The sequence below is a fragment of the Ramlibacter sp. genome (genome assembly GCF_035627355.1).
GTDB lineage: Bacteria > Pseudomonadota > Gammaproteobacteria > Burkholderiales > Burkholderiaceae_C > Ramlibacter.
Window position 1 is genome coordinate 1 of the sequence record NZ_DASPLW010000022.1, and the last position, 20,821, is coordinate 20,821.

General features: G+C 69.4%; 22 protein-coding genes, 2 tRNA genes and 1 pseudogene. 7 read left to right on the forward strand and 18 right to left on the reverse strand.

Going from position 1 to position 20,821, the window contains the following annotated elements:
* The 4 genes from VEC03_RS06595 to hemP all read left to right on the forward strand — a co-directional run.
* Window positions 1–391, forward strand: a 391-nt coding sequence (locus VEC03_RS06595; RefSeq protein WP_324913761.1) for an energy transducer TonB, incomplete at its 5' end; no start/stop codon positions are given.
* Window positions 388–1,104 (forward strand): MotA/TolQ/ExbB proton channel family protein, encoded by a 717-nt coding sequence (locus VEC03_RS06600; protein ID WP_324913763.1) that lies wholly within the window; start codon window positions 388–390, stop codon window positions 1,102–1,104. The genes VEC03_RS06595 and VEC03_RS06600, both read left to right, overlap by 4 nt.
* A gap of 1 nt (window position 1,105) precedes the next feature.
* On the forward strand, window positions 1,106–1,519 hold the full coding sequence (locus VEC03_RS06605; RefSeq protein ID WP_324913765.1) for a biopolymer transporter ExbD: 414 nt from the start codon (window positions 1,106–1,108) through the stop codon (window positions 1,517–1,519).
* Window positions 1,516–1,713 (forward strand): hemin uptake protein HemP, encoded by a 198-nt coding sequence (hemP, locus tag VEC03_RS06610; RefSeq protein WP_324913767.1) that lies wholly within the window; start codon window positions 1,516–1,518, stop codon window positions 1,711–1,713. The genes VEC03_RS06605 and hemP overlap by 4 nt, the downstream gene beginning before the upstream one ends.
* Window positions 1,714–1,790: 77 nt before the next feature.
* On the opposite strand, the gene VEC03_RS06615 is transcribed toward hemP, so the two are convergent.
* Complete coding sequence (locus VEC03_RS06615) at window positions 1,791–2,198, reverse strand: heme-binding protein (protein WP_324913768.1); 408 nt, start codon at window positions 2,196–2,198, stop codon at window positions 1,791–1,793.
* Between the two features lie 129 nt (window positions 2,199–2,327).
* Between VEC03_RS06615 and VEC03_RS06620 the strand changes: the two genes are divergently transcribed.
* Window positions 2,328–3,023: a Bax inhibitor-1/YccA family protein gene (locus VEC03_RS06620; protein ID WP_324913770.1), complete on the forward strand. Its 696-nt coding sequence runs from the start codon at window positions 2,328–2,330 to the stop codon at window positions 3,021–3,023.
* Window positions 3,024–3,080: 57 nt separating this feature from the next.
* On the opposite strand, the gene rlmD is transcribed toward VEC03_RS06620, so the two are convergent.
* Genes rlmD through surE form a run of 6 tightly spaced genes read right to left on the reverse strand, consistent with a single transcriptional unit; the run spans window position 3,081 to window position 8,786 of the window.
* Window positions 3,081–4,472, reverse strand: a complete 1,392-nt coding sequence (gene rlmD, locus VEC03_RS06625; protein ID WP_324913772.1) for a 23S rRNA (uracil(1939)-C(5))-methyltransferase RlmD — start codon at window positions 4,470–4,472, stop codon at window positions 3,081–3,083.
* Window positions 4,473–4,513: 41 nt separating this feature from the next.
* The gene (locus VEC03_RS06630; protein ID WP_324913774.1) at window positions 4,514–5,299 is read right to left on the reverse strand and encodes a 3'-5' exonuclease; all 786 of its coding nucleotides are present in this window, start codon (window positions 5,297–5,299) and stop codon (window positions 4,514–4,516) included.
* Window positions 5,300–5,323: 24 nt separating this feature from the next.
* Window positions 5,324–6,316 (reverse strand): RNA polymerase sigma factor RpoS, encoded by a 993-nt coding sequence (gene rpoS, locus VEC03_RS06635; RefSeq protein WP_324913776.1) that lies wholly within the window; start codon window positions 6,314–6,316, stop codon window positions 5,324–5,326.
* 3 nt (window positions 6,317–6,319) lie between these two features.
* Entirely contained in the window at window positions 6,320–7,231 is a 912-nt protein-coding gene (locus VEC03_RS06640) for a peptidoglycan DD-metalloendopeptidase family protein (protein ID WP_324913824.1), read from the reverse strand.
* Between the two features lie 23 nt (window positions 7,232–7,254).
* Window positions 7,255–8,022 carry a protein-L-isoaspartate(D-aspartate) O-methyltransferase gene (locus tag VEC03_RS06645; RefSeq protein WP_324913778.1) on the reverse strand — a complete coding sequence of 256 codons (768 nt, stop codon included), beginning with the start codon at window positions 8,020–8,022 and terminating at the stop codon, window positions 7,255–7,257.
* Entirely contained in the window at window positions 8,019–8,786 is a 768-nt protein-coding gene (gene surE, locus VEC03_RS06650; protein WP_324913780.1) for a 5'/3'-nucleotidase SurE, read from the reverse strand. The genes VEC03_RS06645 and surE overlap by 4 nt, the downstream gene beginning before the upstream one ends.
* A gap of 101 nt (window positions 8,787–8,887) precedes the next feature.
* On the opposite strand from surE, the gene VEC03_RS06655 reads away from it, so the two are divergent.
* Complete coding sequence (locus VEC03_RS06655; protein WP_324913782.1) at window positions 8,888–9,865, forward strand: NADPH:quinone oxidoreductase family protein; 978 nt, start codon at window positions 8,888–8,890, stop codon at window positions 9,863–9,865.
* A 1-nt stretch (window position 9,866) separates the two neighbouring features.
* On the opposite strand, the gene VEC03_RS06660 is transcribed toward VEC03_RS06655, so the two are convergent.
* Together VEC03_RS06660 and VEC03_RS06665 are read right to left on the reverse strand one after the other, a co-directional pair.
* Window positions 9,867–11,048, reverse strand: a complete 1,182-nt coding sequence (locus VEC03_RS06660; RefSeq protein WP_324913783.1) for an acetyl-CoA C-acetyltransferase — start codon at window positions 11,046–11,048, stop codon at window positions 9,867–9,869.
* 76 nt (window positions 11,049–11,124) lie between these two features.
* Entirely contained in the window at window positions 11,125–12,273 is a 1,149-nt protein-coding gene (locus tag VEC03_RS06665; protein WP_324913785.1) for an acyl-CoA dehydrogenase family protein, read from the reverse strand.
* Between the two features lie 333 nt (window positions 12,274–12,606).
* Here VEC03_RS06665 and VEC03_RS06670 point away from each other — a divergent pair, with 333 nt between their 5' ends.
* On the forward strand, window positions 12,607–12,816 hold the full coding sequence (locus tag VEC03_RS06670) for a hypothetical protein (RefSeq protein ID WP_324913787.1): 210 nt from the start codon (window positions 12,607–12,609) through the stop codon (window positions 12,814–12,816).
* Between the two features lie 73 nt (window positions 12,817–12,889).
* Here the strand turns inward: VEC03_RS06670 and VEC03_RS06675 are convergent.
* The 9 genes and pseudogenes from VEC03_RS06675 to uvrC all read right to left on the reverse strand — a co-directional run bounded on the left by VEC03_RS06675 (window position 12,890) and on the right by uvrC (window position 20,808).
* Window positions 12,890–12,965 (reverse strand) — tRNA-His (locus tag VEC03_RS06675).
* A gap of 46 nt (window positions 12,966–13,011) precedes the next feature.
* Entirely contained in the window at window positions 13,012–14,919 is a 1,908-nt protein-coding gene (locus VEC03_RS06680) for a SurA N-terminal domain-containing protein (RefSeq protein WP_324913790.1), read from the reverse strand.
* Window positions 14,920–14,990: 71 nt separating this feature from the next.
* Window positions 14,991–15,066 (reverse strand) — tRNA-Val (locus tag VEC03_RS06685).
* An 18-nt stretch (window positions 15,067–15,084) separates the two neighbouring features.
* A pseudogene (locus tag VEC03_RS06690) lies at window positions 15,085–15,369 on the reverse strand (HU family DNA-binding protein); the annotation flags it as partial.
* Window positions 15,370–15,623: 254 nt separating this feature from the next.
* Window positions 15,624–16,709, reverse strand: coding sequence for a tartrate dehydrogenase (locus VEC03_RS06695; protein WP_324913792.1), 1,086 nt, complete (start codon window positions 16,707–16,709; stop codon window positions 15,624–15,626).
* A gap of 26 nt (window positions 16,710–16,735) precedes the next feature.
* Complete coding sequence (locus VEC03_RS06700; protein WP_324913794.1) at window positions 16,736–17,662, reverse strand: DMT family transporter; 927 nt, start codon at window positions 17,660–17,662, stop codon at window positions 16,736–16,738.
* Between the two features lie 10 nt (window positions 17,663–17,672).
* The gene (pgsA, locus tag VEC03_RS06705; protein WP_324913796.1) at window positions 17,673–18,242 is read right to left on the reverse strand and encodes a CDP-diacylglycerol--glycerol-3-phosphate 3-phosphatidyltransferase; all 570 of its coding nucleotides are present in this window, start codon (window positions 18,240–18,242) and stop codon (window positions 17,673–17,675) included.
* Between the two features lie 45 nt (window positions 18,243–18,287).
* Entirely contained in the window at window positions 18,288–18,746 is a 459-nt protein-coding gene (locus VEC03_RS06710) for a hypothetical protein (protein ID WP_324913798.1), read from the reverse strand.
* Window positions 18,733–20,808: an excinuclease ABC subunit UvrC gene (gene uvrC, locus VEC03_RS06715; RefSeq protein ID WP_324913800.1), complete on the reverse strand. Its 2,076-nt coding sequence runs from the start codon at window positions 20,806–20,808 to the stop codon at window positions 18,733–18,735. The genes VEC03_RS06710 and uvrC overlap by 14 nt, the downstream gene beginning before the upstream one ends.
* Window positions 20,809–20,821: the final 13 nt, after the last annotated feature.

The window sequence follows — 20,821 nt, forward strand, 5'->3', positions numbered from 1 at the left end:
AGCGGTCGAGCCGCAGCCGCCCGCGCCGCCGATCGCCGCCCCGGTGGCGCCACCTGCACCGCCCGCGCCGCCGGCACCTCCCGCTCCGGCGCCGGCGCCGGTCGACCTGCCCCTGGTGGATGCCGACTACGCGGCCAACGAGGACGCCTTCCGGCCGCCGGCCATCTCGCGCCGCCTGGGCGAATACGGCACCGTGGTGCTGCGCGTGACCGTGGGCGTCAACGGCTTCGCGACGCGCGTGGAACTGGCCCGCTCCAGCGGGTACGAGCGCCTGGACAAGGCCGCGCTCGCCGGCGCCCGCAAGCTGAAGTTCCGGCCGGCAACCCGCAACGGGGTGCCGGTCGAGTGGACCTACGATTTTCCTGTGAGATACGCGGAGAGGACGCAATGAACAACGAATTCGGGCTGCTCCACCTGTGGAGCCAGGGAGACATCGTCATGCGCGGCACCACCCTGCTGCTGCTGGCGATGTCGCTGGCTTCCTGGTGGGTGATCGTGGTGAAGGCCCTGGACCTGCGGCGCTACGCCGCGCAGGCGCGCAACACCGAGAGCTTCTGGCACAGCGCCGACTTCGCCGACGGCATCGCCAAGCTGGGCGCCGATCCCGCCAATCCGTTCCGCGCGCTGGCCTCGGAGGGCCGCGAGGCGACTGCGCACCACCACGCGCAGTCGCAACTGCACGATTCGCTGAACGTCAGCGACTGGCTCATCCGCAGCCTGCGCAACTCGATCGACGAGTCCACCGCCCGGCTGCAGGCCGGACTGGCAGTGCTCGCGTCGGTGGGCTCCACGGCACCCTTCGTCGGCCTGTTCGGAACCGTCTGGGGCATCTACCACGCCCTGCTGAGCATGAGCAACGCGGGCCAGGCGACCATCGACCAGGTGGCCGGCCCGATCGGCGAGGCGCTGGTGATGACGGCGATGGGCCTGGCGGTCGCCATCCCGGCCGTGCTCGGCTACAACGCGCTGGTGCGCGGCAACAAGACCATCGTCATGAAGCTCAACCGCTTCGCGCACGACCTGCACGGCTACTTCCTGACCGGGGCCCGCGTGAGCAACGGCGGCGCGTCCCCCAACGTGGTCACGATGAAGAAAGGGGCCTGAGATGGCCTTCGGCACCCAGGACGACACCGACGAGGTGATGAACGAGATCAACGTGACGCCGATGGTCGACGTCATGCTGGTGCTCCTGATCATCTTCATCATCACCGTGCCGGTGATGAAGCACGCGGTGAACATCGACCTGCCGCGCGCCAGCAGCCAACCCCAGGACATCAAGCCGCAGACCGTGCGGCTGTCGGTCGACGCGGACGGGAGCTATTTCTGGAACGAACGCCGCATCGACGAGGGCGAGCTGCCCGGATTGCTGCAGGCCGAGGCTGCGAAGAATCCCCAGCCCGACCTGCACATCCGCGGCGACAAGGACGTGCGCTACGAGAAGGTGGCGCAGGCGATGGCCGCCGCGCAGCAGGCCGGCCTGCGCAAGATCGGATTCATCACGGAGCCGCGCCGACCATGAGCTCGACGACCACCCTCCCGGCCCCTTCCGGCGAAGCGCCCCGCGCCGCGGCGGCCGACCGGCCGGCCCCGACCAGGCCACCGCTCGACAGCAACGCGCTGCTGTGCGGCTGCCGCTTCATCGAGATCCGCCACAACGGCGAGGTCTATCGCCTGCAGGCCACCCGCCTGGGCAAGCTGATCCTCACCAAGTGACCCGCAGGGTCGTCCCCGCGAAGGCAGGGTCCAGATAGCTAATCCCCGCGGAGGACGGGGACCCCGACCGCTGTTCGTCAGAGCCCGATGGCGGCGATGCCGGCCCGGGCGACCTGTGCGTCCTCGCTGGACTTCACCCCGCTGACGCCGACCGCGCCCAGGCACTGGCCGTCCTTGAGGATGGGCACGCCGCCTTCAAGCATGCCCTGCAGGTCGGGCGCGCTGAGGAAGGAGTAGCGGCCGCCGTTGATGATTTCCTCGTACACCCGGCTCTCGCGCCGGCCCAGCGCGGCGGTATGCGCCTTGGCAGGGGCGATGTGGGCGGACACGGGCGGAGCGCCGTCCAGGCGCTGCAGCCACAGCAGGTGGCCGCCGTCGTCCACGATGGCGATCGTGACGGCCCACTGGTGCTTCAGCGCTTCGGCTTCGGCGGCCGCGGCAATGGCCTTCAGGTCGGACAATTCGAGGGTCGGTCTGGACTTCATGGCAATCGAGGCTTGGAAAGGGTCCGAGCATACCGCTGGGCCACAAGGTGCAATTCGGATGCCCGCGTGGGGAACCCGCCTAGAATCCCCGCATCCAACAACGGTCCAGGCAAAGGAAGGAGTCACCGGATGAACGACCACGTCACCACGGCCGCCCGCTACGGCGGCTACGCCCTGCCCTCCGTGCAGGAGCGCAACCGCGTCCTGCGCAACACCTACTGGCTGCTGGCCCTGTCGATGGGTCCCACGGTGCTCGGCGCCTGGCTGGGCCTGGAGACCGGCATCGCCCGCGCGCTGTCGCCCGGCCTGGGCCTGATCGTGTTCCTGGGCGGCGCCTTCGGCTTCATGTTCGCCATCGAGAAGTTCAAGAACTCGGCGGCCGGCGTGCCCATCCTGCTGGGCTTCACCTTCTTCATGGGCGTGATGCTCTCGCGCCTGCTCGGCATCGTGCTGGGCTTCTCGAACGGCGCCAGCCTGGTGATGACCGCCTTCGCCGGCACCGGCGCCATCTTCCTGGGCATGGCGACGCTGTCCACCATCGTCAAGCGCGACCTGTCGGCCATGGCCAAGTTCATGTTCATCGGCGCCATCCTGGTGCTGGTGGCGGGCATCGCCAACGTGTTCGTGCAGAGCGGCGCGCTGATGATCACCCTGTCGGTGCTGGTGATCGGCATCTTCTCCTTCTTCATCCTGTACGACCTCAAGCGCGTGCGGGACGGCGAGGAGACCAACTACATCAGCGCCACGCTGGGCGTGTACCTGAGCATCTACAACGTGTTCCAGAGCCTGCTGGTGCTGTTCGGCCTGGGCGGCAGCTCCGAATAAGGCGGCGCTCGCGTCGACAGCAAAAGGGGCCCGCCGGGCCCCTTTCGTTTTTTGCGGTCAGCGGTCGAAGACGGCGATGCTCTCCACGTGCGCCGTGTGCGGGAACATGTTCACCATGCCGGCCGCGCTGCAGCGGTAACCGGCCTGGTGCACCAGCAGGCCCGCGTCGCGGGCCAGCGTCGCCGGATTGCAGCTGACGTAGACGATGCGCGCCGGCGGCGTCCAGGCGCCCCCCAATTCCGGCTGCTGGTGCAGGTCCGCCAGTGCCTTGGCCAGCGCGAACGCCCCTTCGCGCGGCGGGTCCACCAGCCATTTGTCCGCCACGCCGTCCGCCACCAGCTGCTGGGGCGTCATCTCGAACAGGTTGCGCGCCGCGAACTGCACGGGCGCCAGCGGGCGCCGGGCGGCATTGAGCGCCAGGTTCTCGCGCGAGCGGGCGACCAGCGCATCGCTGCCCTCGATGCCCAGCACCTCGCGCGCCCGGGTGGCCAGCGGCAGCGTGAAGTTGCCCAGCCCGCAGAACCAGTCGATCACGCGATCGTCCGCCTGCACGTCGAGCAGGCGCAGCGCCGTGGCCACCAGCACCCGGTTGATGTGCGGGTTGACCTGGGTGAAGTCCGTCGGCCGGAACGGCATCTCGATGCCGAACTCGGGCAGCGAATAGGCCAGAGCCGGCCCGCCCTCGTCCAGCAGGCGCACGCTGTCCGGGCCCTTGGGCTGCAGCCACCACTGCACGCCCGGGTGCGCCGCTGCGAACCCGCGCAGCCGGGCCAGGTCGGCGTCGCCGAGCGGCTCCAGGTGGCGCAGCACCAGCGCTGTGACGCCGTCGCCGCAGGCCAGCTCGATCTGCGGGCAGGTCTCCATGGCGTCCATGGACCCGATCAGCTCGCGCAGGGGCAGCAGCAGGTCGCTGACGTGCGCGGGCACCACGTGGCACTCGCGGATATCGGCCACGTAGCGGCTCTTGCGCTCGTGGAAACCCACCAGCACCGTGCCCTTCTTGCGCACGTGGCGCACCGAGAAACGGGCGCGCCAGCGGTAGTTCCACGCGGGTCCCTCGATCGGGCGCAGCACCCGCTCGGGCCGGACCTTGGCCAGGTGCCACAGGTTGTCCTCCAGCACGCGCTGCTTGATCGCCACCTGCGCGCCGGCGTGCAGGTGCTGCATCTTGCAGCCGCCGCAGGCGCCTTCGTGCAGGCCGAAATGCGGGCAGCGCGGCTGCACGCGCTGCGAGGACTCGCGGTGGATGGCGGTGAGCTGGCCCTGCTCCCAGTTGTTCTTGCGGCGGGTGATGGCGGCGCTCACCTGCTCGAAGGGCAGCGCACCCTCGATGAACACCACCTTGCCGTCGGCGCGGCGGGCCACGCCCCGCGCCTCCAGGTCCAGCGCGTCGACCGCCAGCCATCCGTCCGGCAGGCCCGCGGGCGTGCCGTCTTTCTCTCCTGTCATCCCCCGATTGTCTCAGGCGGCAGCGAGCCGCCTGCCGGCCCTCAGCCCCAGGCCTGCAGGTACTCGCGCCAGTGCGGCTCGGCGCCGGCGAGCTCGCCCAGGGCATTCTTCACCAGCACGATCTCCTGCCCGTACTCGGCCTCGGTCAGGCCGCCGCGCATCTTCTGGAAGCGGCAGTACAGCAGGTAGGTGTTCATCACGTCCGTCTCGCAGTAGCGGCGGATCTCCTCGAGCTGGCCGTCGAGGTAGGCCTGGTAGACCTGGCTGCCGTCCATCCCCAGCTTGCCCGGGAAGCCGCACAGCTTGGCCATCGCGTCCATGGGCGCATTGGCGCGCGGCTGGTACATCGCCAGCAGGTCCATCAGGTCCATGTGGCGCATGTGGTAGCGGCTGATGTAGTTGTTCCACTTGAACTCGCGGTCGTCCTCGCCCAGGTCCCAGTACTTGTCGGCGACGACGCCGTGGCGCAGGCCGCGGTAATGCAGCACCGGCAGGTCGAAGCCGCCGCCGTTCCAGCTCACCAGCTGCGGCACGTGCTTGTCGATGCTGTTGAAGAAGTTCTGGATCACGCGCCCCTCGCTGGCGCCGTCCCGGTCCACGAAGGAGTGCACGCGCAGCCCCTCGCCGCTGCGGAACACGCAGCTGATCACCAGCACGCGCTGCAGGTGCAGCGGCGCGAAGTCGCCCTGTCCCTTCTCCTTGCGTTCCTGGCACCAGGCTTCCCAGACCTGGGCGTCGGTGTGCTCCGCCGGGGCGTCGCGCAGCAGGCGCAACCCGGTGATGTCGGGAATGGATTCGATGTCGAAGACGAGGACGGGAAAGCTCATGGGCGGGCACTGTAGCAGTGCGCCTCAGAACAGCGCCGATCGGTCGATGCCGCTGCGGGTGAGCTGGCGCCTGAGCTTGAGCAGCGCCTCGTTCTGGATCTGGCGCACGCGCTCGCGCGTGAGCCCCAGGCGATCGCTCAGCACCTCCAGCGTCTCGGGGTCGCGGTCCTTCAGGCCGAAGCGGCCCTCCAGCACTTCCTGCTCGCGCTGGGACAGGGTCTCTATCCACCCGGCCAGCAGGCGCTCGACCTCGTGGTGCTGCGCCGCCCCGGTGGGGTCCTCGGCGCCATCGTCGGCCAGCGAGTCGCCGAGCGTGTGGTCCTCCTCCGACCGGTCCAGTGCGGCATCCAACGAGCGCGGCGCCTCCGCCATGGCCATGAGCTCGCTCACCTCCTGCACGTCGCGCCCGAGCAGCGCCGCGACGTCTTCGACCCGCACGCTCTCGCCGCGGCGCGAGGCCTGGAACGCGGGATCGTTCTCCAGTGCGCGCCGCGCACGCAGCACCTGCTGCAGCTCGCGGACGACGTGCACCGGCAGGCGGATCACCCGGCCCTGGTTCATCACCGCGCGCTCCACGGCCTGCCGGATCCACCAGGTCGCATAGGTGGAGAAACGGAACCCGCGCTCGGGCTCGAACTTCTCGATCGCGTGCATCAGGCCGAGGTTGCCCTCCTCGATCAGGTCCGACAGCGGCACGCCGCGCCCGAGGTAGCCCTTGGCGATGCTGACCACCAGCCGCAGGTTGTGCTCGATCATGGACTGGCGCGCCGGGAAGTCGCCGCCCCGCGCGCGCCTGGCGGTCTCGTATTCCTCCTGCGCCGTGAACAGCTCGGTGCGGCGCACTTCGCGCAGGTAGAGCGTGAGCGTGTCGCTGGACTCGCCCGCCACGTCGGGCTGGATGTCTAGGGCTTGCGGATGCAGTGGCTGCCCATCCGCCGGCGTCGGGCCCTCGGCCGGCATGCTGCGCCCCTGCGCGCCCGGATCGGGAACCTGGCCCTTTCCGTTGCGCCGGCGCATGGTCTACCTCGGCGGCAGCAGGCGTGCGGGGTCGACCGGCTTGCCTTGCCGGCGGATCTCGAAATGCAGCTTGACCCGATCGGTGTCGGTGGAGCCCATCTCGGCGATCTTCTGGCCCTTGCGCACGGTCTGGTCTTCCTTGACCAGCAGCGTCTGGTTGTGCGCGTAGGCCGTGAGGTAGGTGTTGTTGTGCTTGAGGATGATCAGGTTGCCGTAGCCGCGCAGGCCCGCGCCCGCGTAGACCACGCGCCCGTCGGCCGCCGCCAGCACCGGGTCGCCGGTCTTGCCGCCGATGTCCAGGCCCTTGTTGCGCACCTCGTCGAAGCTGCCGATCACGCTGCTGTTGCCCGGCGCGGGCCAGCCCCAGGCGATTTCCTCCTCGGCCGGCACCGGCGGCTGGGAAGCGGCCGGGCCCGGGGACGCCGTGGTGACGGTGCCGCGCGGCGCACTGGAAGCCGGCGCCGAAGCGGTCGAGGCCGGCGAGGACGCAGCCGGCGCCGGCTGCGACGCTGAAGCTGCAGGGGCCGGGGCCACCGACGAGGGCGGCACCGGGCGCGCCACCACCGTATCGGGCGGGCTCACGCGCAGCACCTGGCCGACTTCGATTACGTTGGGGTTGTCGATGTTGTTCCAGCGACCGATGTCGCGCCAGTTCTGCCCGGTCTCCAGGCCGATGCGGATCAGCGTGTCGCCGGGCCGCACGGTGTAGTAACCGGGCTTGCCGGCGTTCTCCGCTCCAGGCAGGACCTTGGGCAGTTCGACCCCGGGTGCCGCAACGGGCGGCAGCGGCGCGGTGCGCACGTTGTTGGTGCGGTCTTCCACCGGGGCCGGTGCACGCGTGCGCGACGCGCAACCGGCCAGCACCAGCGCGGCCACCACCCCGATGGCGATCCTGGTGGTGGTGCGCGCGAACATGCCCTTCATCTTGTGTCGTTCCTTCAAGCTATGCCGGATTTTAGGGGGACAAAGTGAACGCCCTCAAGGACGCTGCGACGCAGCTCGCGCGGCGTTTTCTCGAGCACCACGAGGGCCTGGCGCCGGTCCGGCATGAGCGTGGGCGCGATGATGCGACCGCCGACCGCGAGCTGGTCGATCCAGGCCTGCGGCACGGCCTCGCCCCCGGCCGCAGCGATGATCCCGGCATAGGGCGCGCCCTTGGCGAAGCCCTGCATGCCGTCGCCGAACAGCAGGTGCACGTTGGGCAGCCGGAACGGCCGCAGGTTCTCGCGCGCCTTCTCGTGCAGGCCGCGCAGGCGTTCGATGCTGTAGACCTCGGTGGCCACCTCGCCCAGCACGGCGGCCTGGTAGCCGCAGCCGGTGCCGATCTCCAGCACGCGGCCCAGTCGGCCGGCCGGCAGCGCGCCGAGCAGCAACTCCACCATGCGAGCCACCACGCTGGGCTTGGAGATCGTCTGGCCGAGGCCGATGGGCAGGCTGGTGTCTTCGTACGCCTGGTTGACCAGCGCGCTGTCCACGAAGCGGTGTCGCTCGATGCGGCCCATGGCCGCGAGCACGCGCGCATCGGCGATGCCGGCGGCGGCCAGTCGCGTCACCATGCGCGTGCGGATCGCCTGCGAGTCGAGGCCCACGCCGGATGGCGCGGACGGAGCGGCAGGCCGGGCCTGCGCAGCCACGCGTGGCGCGGGCGCGCGGACCTGGGTCGGCGAGCGGTCCAGCCGCGCCGGGAAGCCGGGCCGGCGGTTCATCGCGGGCCCGCGGTGCGGCCCATGCGCTCGGACCAGTCGCGCAAGGCGGCGTGCTCCGTGAGGTCCACCTGCAGCGGCGTGACCGACACGCGGCCGTTGGCGGTGGCGTGGAAGTCGGTGCCTTCGGCGCTGTCCTTGGGCAGGCCGGCGCCGCCGATCCAGTACATGGTCAGGCCATGCGGACTCGGCTGCGAGATCACCTTCTCGGCCGCATGGCGGCGCCCGAGCCGGCAGACCTCGAACGGGCCGAGCTCGGCGGCGGCGCGGTTGGGGATGTTCACGTTGAGCAGGAAGGGCGGCCGCTGCTCGCCCAGCCCGTCGGCCAGCACGCGCTGCACCAGCTCGCGCGCCTTCTGCGCCGCGGCGTCCAGGTGGCTCCAGCCCTTCTCCACCTGCGAGAACGCGATGGCCGGGATGCCGAACAGGTAGCCCTCCATGGCCGCACCCACGGTGCCGGAGTAGATCGTGTCGTCGCCCATGTTGGCGCCGTTGTTGATGCCGCTGACCACCAGGTCGGGCCGGTAGCCGAGCATGCCGGTGAGCGCGATGTGGACGCAGTCGGCCGGCGTTCCGTTCACGTAGCGGAAGCCGTTGGCGGCCTCCTGCACGTACAGCGGCGCGTGCAGCGTGAGCGCATTGGACTTGGCGCTGTTGTTGTGCTCGGGGGCCACCACCTCGACCTCGGCCAGGTCGCGGATCGCGTCATGCAGGGCTACCAGGCCGGGCGCCTGGTAGCCGTCGTCGTTGGACAGGAGAATCTTCATGCGGGAATACGGCTGCGATCGATTGTAGGGCTGGGGTCGCCGGTGGGACATCGGCAACTGCGTCGCTGCCTATCATTGCGCGCTTTGCGAAGGAGAACGCCATGCACGCCTGGCTGTGCGAGAACCCGATCGGTGTCGATGCGCTGCAGTGGAAGGAATTGCCGACGCCACAGCCCGGCGCGGGCCAGCTGCTGCTGCGCATCCAGGCCGCCAGCCTGAACTACCCCGACCTGCTGATCGTGCAGGGCAAATACCAGCACAAGCCGCCGCTGCCCTTCGTGCCCGGTTCGGAGTACGCCGGCGTGGTGGAGGCGGTGGGCGAAGGCGTCAGCGGCTTCAAGGTGGGCCAGCCGGTCGCCTGCCTGTCGGGCACCGGCGGGTTCGCGACCCACACGCTGGCACCGGCCTCGCTCTGCATGCCGCTGCCGCCCGGCTTTCCCGCCGTGGATGCGGCGGCGTTCATCATGACCTACGCCACCTCGCACCATGCGCTGGTGGACCGCGGGCAGCTGCAGGCCGGCGAGACGGTGCTGGTGCTCGGCGCCGCGGGCGGCGTGGGCACGGCGGCGATCCAGGTCGCCAAGGCCGTGGGCGCGCGCGTGATCGCCGCGGCGTCCAGCGACGAAAAATGCGAGCTGTGCCGATCCATCGGTGCCGACGCGACCATCAACTACAGCCAGGGCAATCTGCGGGACGCCATCAAGGAAGCGACCGGCGACCAGGGGCCCGACGTGGTCTACGACCCGGTGGGCGGTGACTTCGCCGAGCCGGCCTTCCGCTCGATCGCGTGGCGCGGCCGCTACCTGGTCGTGGGCTTCGCGTCCGGCCCCATCCCCTCGCTGCCGCTGAACCTGCCGCTGCTCAAGGGCGCGTCCATCGTCGGGGTGTTCTGGGGCAACTTCGCGCGCCGCGAGCCGCAGGCGAACGCGGCCATGATGCAGCAGCTGGCCCAGTGGTACGCACAGGGCAAGGTCAAGCCGGTGATCGACCGGACCCTGCCCATGGGCGAACTCAAGGCCGCCTACGCGCGCATGGCGTCACGGGCAGTCAAGGGCAAGCTGGTGATGGTGAACGACTGACTCAGAGTCGCTCGACGATGGTCACGTTGGCCATGCCGCCGCCTTCGCACATGGTCTGCAGGCCGTAGCGCTTGCCGGTGCGGTGCAGCGCATGCACCAGCGTGGTCATCAGCTTGGTGCCCGAGGCGCCCAGCGGATGGCCCAGCGCGATGGCGCCGCCATGCACGTTCAGGCGCTCCGGATCCGCATCCAGTGCCTTCAGCCAGGCCAGCGGCACCGAGGCGAAGGCCTCGTTGACTTCGTACAGGTCGATGTCGCCGATCTTCATGCCGGCCTTCTTGAGCGCGCGCTCGGTGGCGGGCAGCGGGGCTTCCAGCATGATCACCGGATCGCCACCCATCACCGTCATGTGGTGGATACGCGCCAGCGGCCTGGCGTTCAGCGCCTTCAGGCCGCGCTCGTTGACCACCAGCACCGCCGTGGCGCCGTCGCAGATCTGGCTGGCGTTGGCGGCGGTGATCACGCCGCCTTCCTGCAGCAGCTTGACCGACTGGATGCCCTCCAGCGTGGCATCGAAGCGGATGCCCTCGTCCACCGCGTGCATCTCGCCGGTGCCCTGCCCTTCGGCATTGCGCACTTCCACCGGCAGGATCTCGTCCTGGAAAGCGCCCGCCTTCGTGGCCGCGGCCGCGCGCTGGTGGCTCAGCAGCGCGAAGCGGTCCAGCTCGTCCTTGGTCAGGCCGTGCTTCTTCGCCATCATCTCGGCGCCCATGAACTGGCTGAACACCACGTTGTCGTAGCGCTGGTCGATGGCCGGGCTCTGGTAGAAGCCCATGCCCGCCTTCTGCGCCAGCTGCGTGGTGCTGAACATGGGCACGCGCGTCATGGACTCGACGCCGGCCGCGATGACGATGTCCTGCGCGCCCGACATGACGGCCTGGGCCGCGAAGTGCACCGCCTGCTGCGAGGAGCCGCACTGGCGGTCGATCGAGGTGCCCGGCACCGTCTCGGGCAGCCGCTTCGAGGCCAGCACCGCGTTGCGCCCGACGTTGGTGGACTGCTCGCCGACCTGGCTGACGCAGCCCATGAACACGTCCTCGACCAGGGCCGGGTCGGCATCGGTGCGATCGACCAGCGCGTCGATCACCTGGGCGGCCAGGTCCACCGGGTGCCAGCCGGACAGGCGGCCGCCGCGGCGACCTCCGGCGGTTCGGACGGCGGCGACGATGAAGGCTTCGGACATGGGGGAACTCTCCTGTTCAATCGAGTGAAACGGACGGTCGATCCGGGCGATTCTGCCAGTGCGGCGCGCGGCCGCTTCAGAGCGCCCGCGCGATCACTTCCTTCATGATCTCGCTGGTCCCGCCGTAGATGCGCTGGATGCGGGCATCGGCATACATGCGACCGATCAGGTACTCGTTCATGTAGCCGTAGCCGCCGAACAGCTGCAGGCACGCGTCCACCACACGCCCCTGCGCTTCCGATCCCCACAGCTTGGCCATGGACGCAGTGGCCGTGTCCAGCCGACCGGCCAGCAGGTCCTCCACGCAGCGGTCGATGAAGGCGCGGCCGACCTGGATCTCGGTGGCGATCTCCGCCAGCTTGAAGCGGGTGTTCTGGAAATCGGCGATCGGCTGGCCGAAGGCCTTGCGCTCGCGCACGTAGGCCAGCGTGGCCTCGTAGGCCCCTTCCATGGCGGCGAGCGCCGTCACGCCGATGATCAGCCGCTCGTACGGCAGGTCGGCCATCAGCTGGAAGAAGCCCTGTCCTTCGCGGCCGCCCAGCAGCTGGTCGGGGCCCAGTGGCACGTCGTCGAAGAACAGCTCCGAGGTGTCCTGCGCCTTCATGCCGACCTTGTCCAGCACGCGGCCGACCCGGTAGCCGGGGCACTCCTGCGTGTCGACGATCATGATCGAGGTGCCGCGCGCGCCCTGCGACGGGTCGGTCTTGGCCACGACCAGCACCACGCCGGCCAGGAAGCCGTTGGTGATGAAGGTCTTGGAGCCGTTCAGGCGCCAGCCCTCGCCATCGCGCTCGGCGCGCGTGCGAACGCCCTGCAGGTCGGACCCCGCGCCCGGCTCGGTCATGGCGATGGCGCCCACCAGCTCGCCGCTGGCCAGCCGCGGCAGGTAGCGGCGCTTCTGGTCCTCGGTGCCGTGGTTGAGCAGGTAGTGGGCCACGATGGAATGCACCGCGGTGTTCATGCCCGTCAGGCTGCGGCGAGCCATCTCCTCGTGGAACACCGCCTCGTGCCGGAAGTCGCCGCCGGCCCCGCCCCACTGCTCCGGGATGTCCGTGCACAGCAGCCCGGTCTGGCCGGCCTGGCGCCACAGCTCGTGGCCGACGTTCCCGCGCTTGCGCGCCGCCTCGTCGGCCGGAAGCATGTGCTCCTCGATGAAGCGCACCACGGTGTCGCGGTACTGCTCGAGGTCGGGATCGCTCCATGAGCGGCGGAACTGGATGGGCATGAACTCCTCCTTGCGGACGCGGCGCCCCGCGCGGCGACGGCGGGACGCGGGTTGTGGCAGCCGATTGTGGAGTAACGCGAACGGGTGTCGAACGGAATCGATGCGGTGCGCGTCACCTCAACGACAGCGCCGACCGGCTGCCGCACCACTACGCCGCCGCGGCGCGCGGTCCGACGGCCGCGCAGGCAGGCCCTGTCGGAATCGTCCCAGGTCGGGTAGGTGCAGGACGTGCCGGAAATGGGCAGATGACCAGCCCCCGATTCGGACGATTCGGATGGTGGCGCCCACGACGCAAGACCATAGTGAGTGCGTCACTGCCACAGGAGACGCCACATGGACCCGATCGACGGCACCTGCTTCCAGCTGCGTTACCGCTCGCTCTTCGACCCCGGACGTGGCTTCGCGTTTCCCTGCGACGGCCACGGCCAGGTCGACCTCGACCACCTCAGCGACCAGGCTCGCAACAACTACCTGTACGCCCGGGCCATGGTCGGCAAGGAACTGTCCGCGCCGGACATCGAACGGGCGGCGCTCCTGCGGTAGGGTGGCGCGATGCGCAGGAAGCGGTCAAAAAAAGAACAGGCCCTCGCAAGGGCCTGGCTTCATCGGATGGGGGTGGGGTGGCTGATGGGACTCGAACCCACGACGACCAGAATCACAATCTGGGACTCTACCAACTGAGCTACAGCCACCACGGAAAGACCGCGATTATAGCCGCGCAATGGCGCGGCTCCCGGGTCAGCGGGTGGCCGTCTCCGCGTTCTCGGCCGCCGGCGGCGGCACCAGGATCTGGGCCTTGAACCGGTCCTTGAGCAGCTCGTAGTAGGCCATCGTCTCGGCGCCCGTCCACATGCGCGTGTACTGCGCCTGCCGCTGGCGGGCGGCCGCCTGCGGCACCTCGGCGCGCGGCACGATGCGGTTGACCCTCACCACCGTGTAGCCCTGGTTGCCCAGGTCGGCGGCGACAAGCGCCGGCAGAGCGCCTGCATCGGCCTGCAGCGCAGCCTCGACGACCTGCTGCGGCTGGCGGTCCGGGTTCTCGCGCGAGACCACCAGCTTCTCGGACAGCTGCGCCGTGGCCGGATTGGCCTTCCAGGCGGCCAGCTTGTCCTGGCCTTCCTTGCGGGCCAGCTCGGCGGCACGGTGGGCCAGGACGCTCTTGCGCACCTCGTCCTGCACCTCCGCCAGCGGCCGCGTGTGCGCCGGGCTGTGCTCCACGATGCGCGCCGAAGCCAGCACGCCGGGCGCGATCTCGACCGCTTCGGTGTTGCGCTTGCGCTGGATGCTCTCGGGCGAGAACACGGCCTCGAGGAACCGGGGGCTGGCCAGCACGCCGGCGGCGCCGGGCGCCGGCGTGCGCTGCACGGTGGCCGTCTTGACCTCCAGCTTGAAGCGCTCGGCCACGGACTTGAAGCCATCGGCGGCTTCGTAGACCGCATTGGAGAAGCTGTCCGCACTCTCGGCGAACTTGCGCTGCGCCTGCTGCTTGCGCATCTCGGCCGCGAGTTCGCCGCGCATCTGTTCGAAGCTGCGGCCCTTGATGTCGGTGAGCTGGATGATGTGGAAGCCGAACTCGGTCTCCACCAGGTCGCTGATCTCGCCCTTCCTGAGCGCGAAGGCCGCGTCCTCGAAGGGCTTGGTCATGGCGCCCCGCGCGAAGAAGTCGAGGTCGCCGCCATTGGGCGCGGAGCCGGGGTCCTGCGAGTGCTTCTTCGCCACTTCGGCGAAGCTGCCGGGATCCTTCTTCACCTGCTCCAGCAGCTGCTGCGCCTGCGCGCGCGCCTTGTCCTTCTGCTCGGCCGACGCGCCCTTGGGCACGGTCACCAGGATGTGGCTGGCCCGGCGCTCCTCCAGCCGCGGCGCGTTCTGCTCGTAGTAGGTCCGCAGGTCCTGCTCGTTGACGGGGATGTCCTTCATCACCGCCTCCTGGTCCAGCACCAAGTACTCGATCTTCGCCTGCTCGGGTGCCTGGAACTGCTGCGGATGCTCCTTGTACCAGGCCTCCACGTCGGCCTGCGTCGGGTTCACCTTGGCCAGGTAGTCGGCCGGGTCGAAGCGGGCCACCTGGATTTCGCGCTGCTGGAAGAAGGCGTCGAGCGACACGCCGGCCTGGACGGGCGTGGACAGCCCGGTCGCGGCGACGCCGGCCAGCACCTGGCGCTGGCCGATCTCCTGGCGCACCGACTCCTCGAACATCTGCGGCGACATGCCCTGGCGACCCAGCAGCTGCTTGTAGGCCTCCATGTCCAGCTTGCCGTCAGGACCGCGCAGCGAGGCGATCACCTCGTTGCCCTGCAGTTCGCGCGCGAGGCGCTGGTCGCTGGCCATGAGCCGGCCCTTGCTGGCAGCGGCGGCGAGCACGCGGTCGCGCACCATTTCCTCCAGCGTCGCATAGCGTGCCTGCGGGGAGTCCATCAGCTTGGCGTCGAGGTTGGGCATCTGCTCGCGCAGGCGGTCGACGCGCTGGCGGTGCTCGTTGTCCCACTCCGACTGGTTGATCTCGCGGCCGTCCACCTTGGCCACCGTCGCGCCACGCTCCTGGTAGTTGCTGTAGCCCTCGAGGCCGAACAATACGAAGGACGGCACGATCAGCAGGAACAGCAGCACCTGCATGATCCTGGTGTGCTTGCGGACGAATTCAAACATGCGCGACTCTCGACAAATTGCGGGGTGCCATTGAAAAACAAAAGGCGAACATCCGTTCGCCTTCTCGTGGTTGGTGGGTGCTGACGGGTTCGAACCGCCGACCTACGCCTTGTAAGGGCGCCGCTCTACCAGCTGAGCTAAGCACCCCACCTGCAGGCTATCCGGTCAGTTGAGCGCATCCTTGAGCGCCTTGCCGGGACGGAACTTGGGCACCTTGGCTGCCTTGATTTTAATCTGCGCGCCGGTGCGCGGATTGCGGCCGCTGCGGGCGGCGCGCTTGCCGACGGCAAAGGTGCCGAAGCCCACCAGCGACACGGAGCCGCCCTTCTTCAGCGTCGTCTTGACGGCGCCGATCATCGACTCCAGCGCACGCGTGGCCGCAGCCTTGGAAATGTCGGCGTGCTTCGCGATGTGCTCGATCAGTTCGGTTTTGTTCACAGGTGCCCCTCGTTGAGAGTTGGTGTTGGACGGGTGTCCCTCAAAAAATCATGTCTCCCGTCTCCTGCGGCTCGCCGTTGCGGTGCCGATGCCAGGAAGAGGGAGACTTCTGTCGCGGCCGTGGACCACTGGCGCCGATTAGAGCCACGGCACCCTACCCTGTCAATAAGGCTCGCACCTTTACAACATCGGCGCAGGGCCTTCCGCGCGCACGGGCGCGCCGCCGCTGCGGCGGCGCCCACTTTGTCACGCCAGCGACGCTGCGCTCAGAGCGCCGAAGCGATGGCGCGCCCCAGGTCCTGGGTGCTCGCGCTGCCGCCGATGTCCGGCGTGCGCGGGGCTCCCGATTTCGGATCCAGCACCTGTTCGATCGCGCGCAGCACGGCGTCATGCGCGTCCTTGTGGCCGAGGAACTCCAGCATCATCGCGCCGCACCAGATCTGGCCGATCGGGTTCGCGATGTTGCGCCCGGCGATGTCGGGCGCGGAACCGTGCACCGGCTCGAACAGCGAGGGGAAGCGGCGGTCCGGGTTCAGGTTGGCCGAGGGCGCGATGCCGATGGTGCCGGTGCAGGCCGGGCCCAGGTCGCTGAGGATGTCGCCGAACAGGTTGCTGGCCACCACCACGTCGAAGAAGTCGGGACGCTGCACGAAGTGCGCGGTGAGGATGTCGATGTGGAACTTGTCCTGGCGCACGTCCGGATAGGCCTTGGCCATCTCCGCCACGCGCTCGTCCCAGTACGGCATGGTGATGGCGATGCCGTTGGACTTGGTGGCGCTGGTCAGGTGCTTCTTGGGCCGCGACTGCGCCAGCTCGAAGGCGAACTTCAGCACGCGATCGACGCCCGTGCGCGACATCACGGTTTCCTGCATGACGATCTCGCGCTCGGTCCCCGGGTACATGCGCCCGCCGATGCTGGAGTACTCGCCCTCGGTGTTCTCCCGCACGATGTACATGTCGATCTCGCCGGGCTGCCGCGCGCTGCCGTCCTTGCGCACCACGGGCGCGATGATGCCGGGCATCAGCCGGGCGGGCCGCAGGTTGACGTACTGGTCGAACTCGCGGCGGAACAGCAGCAGCGACTGCCACAGCGAAGTGTGGTCGGCGATCTTCTCGGGCCAGCCGACCGCACCGAAGTAGATGGCGTCATGGCCGCCGATGCGGTCCTTCCAGTCGTCGGGCAGGTACTGGCCGTGCTTCTCGCAGTACTCCCAGCACGAGAAATCGAAATGGTCGAACTGCAGGTCGACGCCGAACTTGCCGGCCGCGGCCTCCATCACGCGCACGCCTTCCGGCATGACTTCCTTGCCGATGCCGTCACCGGCGATGACGGCGATCCTTTTCTTGCTCATGTGCTTCCTCTCGGATGATGGTGTGTTCAGGGGCGCGCGGCGGCGGCCGGCGGCGGCGCGGGGGCCCGCACCACCAGGCTGACGCCGATCGCGGTGAGGGCGACGCCGGTGACGATCGCCGCGGTGATCGGCTCGCCGAACAGCGCCCATGCCATCAGGGCGGTGGTCGGCGGCACCAGATACATCAGGCTGCTGACGGTGGTGGCGGCGCCGCGCTGGATCAGCAGGTACAGCAGCGAACTGCCGCCCAGGGTGAGGCCGAACACCGACCAGGCCATGGCGCCGGCGAGCTCGAGGTTCAGGCCGCCCTGCTCCGTGGTCCAGCGCATGGCTTCGACCTCCATCAATGCGAGCGGCAGCGTCACCACCAATGCGGCGGCCAGTTGCACGAGGTTGGCCGTGCGCACGTCGCAGGGCTGCACGAAGCGCTTCTGGTATAGCGTGCCCACTGTGATCGACATCAGCGCAACCAGCGCGAACAGCAGGTTGCGCGCATGGACCTCGCCCATGCCCAGCTTCTGCCAGACCACCAGCAGCAGGCCGCCCAGGCCGAGCGCCAGGCCCATCCATTGCCGGCGACCGACTTCACCGCCGCGGCCGGACACCCAGAAGGCCGTCAGCACCGGCTGCAGGCTGACCAGCAGCGACGACAGGCCGGCACCCATGCCGTCCTTGACGGCGGCCCAGACCCCTCCCAGGTAGCCGGCGTGCATGAAGATGCCGGTCACGGCCAGGTGCATCGCCTGCGAGCGGTCCCGCGGCCACGCCGCGCCCGCCGCCAGCGCCCACACCACGAAGCACGCCACCGAGAGCGTGTAGCGCACGGCAAGGAACGTCAGCGGAGGCGCGTGGGGCATGCCGTAGCGCGCCACGATGAAACCGGTGCTCCAGATCAGCACGAAGACGGCGGGCATGGCCCGCACCAGCAGATCCTGCCGGGCGTTGTCACTCATGGGGAAGGATCTACTTCACTCGCTGGCGGATTTCCGGCAGCGCCTTGCGCAGGTAATACACCATCGACCAGACGGTGAGGATGGCGGCGACCCAGATCAGCCAGTGGCCCCACAGCCCCGTGTCGACGGCGCCGAACAGCATGCCGTCGTACAGCAGGAAGGGGATGGCGACCATCTGGACCGTGGTCTTGACCTTGCCCAGCATGTGCACCGCCACGCTGCGCGAGGCGCCGATCTGCGCCATCCATTCGCGCAGGGCCGAGATGGCGATCTCGCGGCCGATGATGATCAGCGCCACGAAGACGTCGGCCCGGCCCAGGTGCACCAGCACCAGCAGGGACGCGCACACCAGGAACTTGTCGGCCACCGGATCGAGGAATGCGCCGAACGCCGAGGTCTGCTTCAGGCGGCGCGCCAGGAATCCGTCCAGCCAGTCGGTCAGTGCGAAGACGATGAACATCGCCGTGGCCACCAGGTTCTGCACCGGCTCGGGCGGCATCTTCAGGTAGAAGACCCCCACGATCAGCGGGATGGCGACGATGCGCGTCCAGGTCAGGATCGTGGGAACCGTGAAGAACATGGGCGCGATTCTGTCATGGCGCCCCCGACGCGCTCCCACGGGCCTTCAATGCGCCTCGACGAGCGTGCGCAACTGGAACTTCAGTTCGCCGTTGTAGAGGAAGGTTTCGTTGAACTGCCAGGGCTGCGGCAGGTGGCCCACCGGCTCGAACGGCGCGGCGCGCCGGATCGCGCGGATCGCCATGTCCAGCGTCTGCGGCGACTGCCCGGGCACCCGCAGGACGCTGATGTTGCGGATCGAGCCGTTGCGGTTCAAGTGGACCTGCAGCACGGGGATGGACTGCAGCGGATCGGGCAGCGGTCCGGTGAAGGTCTCGCCCGGGCTGGTGGCGACTATGCGTTGCGCGGCCCGCAGCTTGTACTCCTGCCAGTTGCGGGCCGGCCCGGCATGGGTGCGCGGCGCGCCGGGCGTGGCCACGGTGGCGGGCAGCGGTGCCGGTCCCGGCGCGCTGCAGGCGGCGAGCAGGAGGGCCCCGGCCCACGCGAAGTACCTAATGAAGTGCACGATAGATCTCCTCGGCCAGTTCGCGTCCTATGCCTTCGACGGCGGCGATGTCGTCGACACCGGCCGATGCCACGCCGCGGATGCCGCCGAACCGCTGCAGCAGCCGCGCGCGCTTGCGGGCGCCGATGCCGGGGATCTCCTCCAGCCGGCTGCCGCCCACGCGCACCTTGGCGCGGCGCGCGCGCATCCCGGTGATGGCGAACCGGTGCGCCTCGTCGCGGATCTGCGCGACCAGCATCAGCGCCGCCGAGTCCTTGCCCAGCCAGACCTTCTCGCGGCCGTCGGCGAACACCAGTTCCTCCAGCCCGACGCGGCGGCCTTCACCCTTCTCCACCCCGACGATGACCGACAGGTCCAGCCCGAGTTCGGCGAACACCTCGCGGGCCATGCTGACCTGCCCGCGCCCGCCATCGACCAGCACCAGGTCGGGCAGGCGCGGTGCGCCGCCCCGCGAGGACGGCTTCTTCGCACGCTTGCCCCCGCCGGCCGGCGTCGGCGCGGCCTCGTCGGGCACGGCCTCGACGGCCTCGCTGCCCTCGGCGGCTTCGGCGTCCAACGGCGGCGACGCATCCGGCGAATCGCGGCCGGCCTCGGCCAGCCGTGCATAGCGCCGGGTCAGGACCTGCCGCATCGCGGCGTAATCGTCGCCCGGCGTGATCCCTTCGATGTTGTAGCGGCGGTACTCGCTGTTCTGCATGCGGTGGTCGTGGAACACCACGCAGGAGGCCTGCGTCGCCTCGCCGGCGGTGTGCGAGATGTCGAAGCACTCGACCCGGAACGCGTCCAGGTCGTCGGGTTCGAGCTGCAGCGCGTCCACCAGCGCGCGGGTGCGGGCCTGCTGCGAACCCTCCTGCGCCAGCAGCCGCGCCAGCTGCAGGGCGGCGTTCTTCTCCGCCATCTCCAGCCACAGCCGGCGCTGCTCGCGCGGATGGTGCACGGCGGTGATCTTCACCCCCGACTGCTCGGACAGGGCCTCGACCAGTTCCCGGCTGACCGGCACGCTGGTGATCAGCGCCGGCGGCACCGGCACGTCGATGTAGTGCTGCGCGATGAAGGCCTCCAGCACCTGCACCTCGATCGGCTGCGCCGGCGCGGCCTCCTGGGCATCGTCGAAGTCCTGCACCACGCTCGCGTCCTCGATGTGCGAGGGGAAGTACGGGCGATCGCCCAGGTGCCGGCCGCCGCGCACCATGGCCAGGTTGACGCAGGCCTTGCCGCCCTGCACCTGCACCGCCAGCACGTCGGCGTCCTTGTCCGAGCCGGTATCCACCGATTGCTGGTGCAGCACCTTGGACAGCGCCGTCATCTGGTTGCGCAGCTCGGCGGCCTGCTCGAACTCCAGCTTGTCCGCGTGCTGCAGCATGCGGGCTTCCAGCTGCTCCAGCACGGCCTGGGTCTCGCCGCGCAGGAAGGCCTCGGCGTTGCGCACGTCCTGCTGGTAGTCCTGCGCGCTGACCAGGCCCACGCACGGGGCCGAGCAGCGCTTGATCTGGTACAGCAGGCAGGGTCGCGTGCGGTTGGCGAACACCGTGTCCTCGCAGGTGCGCAGGCGGAAGACCTTCTGCAGCAGCTGGATCGACTCCTTGACCGCCCAGGCGCTGGGATAGGGGCCGAAATACCGGTGCTTGCGATCCACCGCCCCGCGGTAGTAGGCCACGCGCGGGAACACCGCGGCCGACGGCGAGCCCGGGGCGCCTTCGTCCGGCTCGAAGCCGGCCTTGTCCGGGGCCCCGTGGATCTTCAGGTAGGGGTAGCTCTTGTCGTCCCGGAACAGGATGTTGTACTTCGGGTTGAGCGCCTTGATCAGGTTGTTCTCGAGCAGCAGCGCCTCGGCCTCGGAGCGCACCACGGTGGTCTCCATGCGGGCGATCTTCGAGATCATGTGGCCGATGCGCGTGCCCCCGTGGTTCTTCTGGAAGTAGCTGGAGACCCGCTTCTTCAGGTTGCGCGCCTTGCCCACGTACAGCACGCCGCCCTCGGCGTCGAAGTAGCGGTAGACGCCGGGCAGTTGCGGCAGCGCGGCGACTTCGGCCAGCAGTTGGTCGGAATGCACGGCGGACATCGCTGCTTATTAT

Bases quoted from the DNA above. Each gene is read 5' to 3' on its own strand.
- VEC03_RS06600 (WP_324913763.1), top strand. From the start codon at position 388: ATGAACAACGAATTCGGGCTGCTCCACCTGTGGAGCCAGGGAGACATC.
- VEC03_RS06605 (WP_324913765.1), top strand. From the start codon at position 1,106: ATGGCCTTCGGCACCCAGGACGACACCGACGAGGTGATGAACGAGATC.
- hemP (WP_324913767.1), top strand. From the start codon at position 1,516: ATGAGCTCGACGACCACCCTCCCGGCCCCTTCCGGCGAAGCGCCCCGC.
- VEC03_RS06615 (WP_324913768.1), bottom strand. From the start codon at position 2,198: ATGAAGTCCAGACCGACCCTCGAATTGTCCGACCTGAAGGCCATTGCC.
- VEC03_RS06620 (WP_324913770.1), top strand. From the start codon at position 2,328: ATGAACGACCACGTCACCACGGCCGCCCGCTACGGCGGCTACGCCCTG.
- rlmD (WP_324913772.1), bottom strand. From the start codon at position 4,472: ATGACAGGAGAGAAAGACGGCACGCCCGCGGGCCTGCCGGACGGATGG.
- VEC03_RS06630 (WP_324913774.1), bottom strand. From the start codon at position 5,299: ATGAGCTTTCCCGTCCTCGTCTTCGACATCGAATCCATTCCCGACATC.
- rpoS (WP_324913776.1), bottom strand. From the start codon at position 6,316: ATGCGCCGGCGCAACGGAAAGGGCCAGGTTCCCGATCCGGGCGCGCAG.
- VEC03_RS06640 (WP_324913824.1), bottom strand. From the start codon at position 7,231: ATGTTCGCGCGCACCACCACCAGGATCGCCATCGGGGTGGTGGCCGCG.
- VEC03_RS06645 (WP_324913778.1), bottom strand. From the start codon at position 8,022: ATGAACCGCCGGCCCGGCTTCCCGGCGCGGCTGGACCGCTCGCCGACC.
- surE (WP_324913780.1), bottom strand. From the start codon at position 8,786: ATGAAGATTCTCCTGTCCAACGACGACGGCTACCAGGCGCCCGGCCTG.
- VEC03_RS06655 (WP_324913782.1), top strand. From the start codon at position 8,888: ATGCACGCCTGGCTGTGCGAGAACCCGATCGGTGTCGATGCGCTGCAG.
- VEC03_RS06660 (WP_324913783.1), bottom strand. From the start codon at position 11,048: ATGTCCGAAGCCTTCATCGTCGCCGCCGTCCGAACCGCCGGAGGTCGC.
- VEC03_RS06665 (WP_324913785.1), bottom strand. From the start codon at position 12,273: ATGCCCATCCAGTTCCGCCGCTCATGGAGCGATCCCGACCTCGAGCAG.
- VEC03_RS06670 (WP_324913787.1), top strand. From the start codon at position 12,607: ATGGACCCGATCGACGGCACCTGCTTCCAGCTGCGTTACCGCTCGCTC.
- VEC03_RS06680 (WP_324913790.1), bottom strand. From the start codon at position 14,919: ATGTTTGAATTCGTCCGCAAGCACACCAGGATCATGCAGGTGCTGCTG.
- VEC03_RS06695 (WP_324913792.1), bottom strand. From the start codon at position 16,709: ATGAGCAAGAAAAGGATCGCCGTCATCGCCGGTGACGGCATCGGCAAG.
- VEC03_RS06700 (WP_324913794.1), bottom strand. From the start codon at position 17,662: ATGAGTGACAACGCCCGGCAGGATCTGCTGGTGCGGGCCATGCCCGCC.
- pgsA (WP_324913796.1), bottom strand. From the start codon at position 18,242: ATGTTCTTCACGGTTCCCACGATCCTGACCTGGACGCGCATCGTCGCC.
- uvrC (WP_324913800.1), bottom strand. From the start codon at position 20,808: ATGTCCGCCGTGCATTCCGACCAACTGCTGGCCGAAGTCGCCGCGCTG.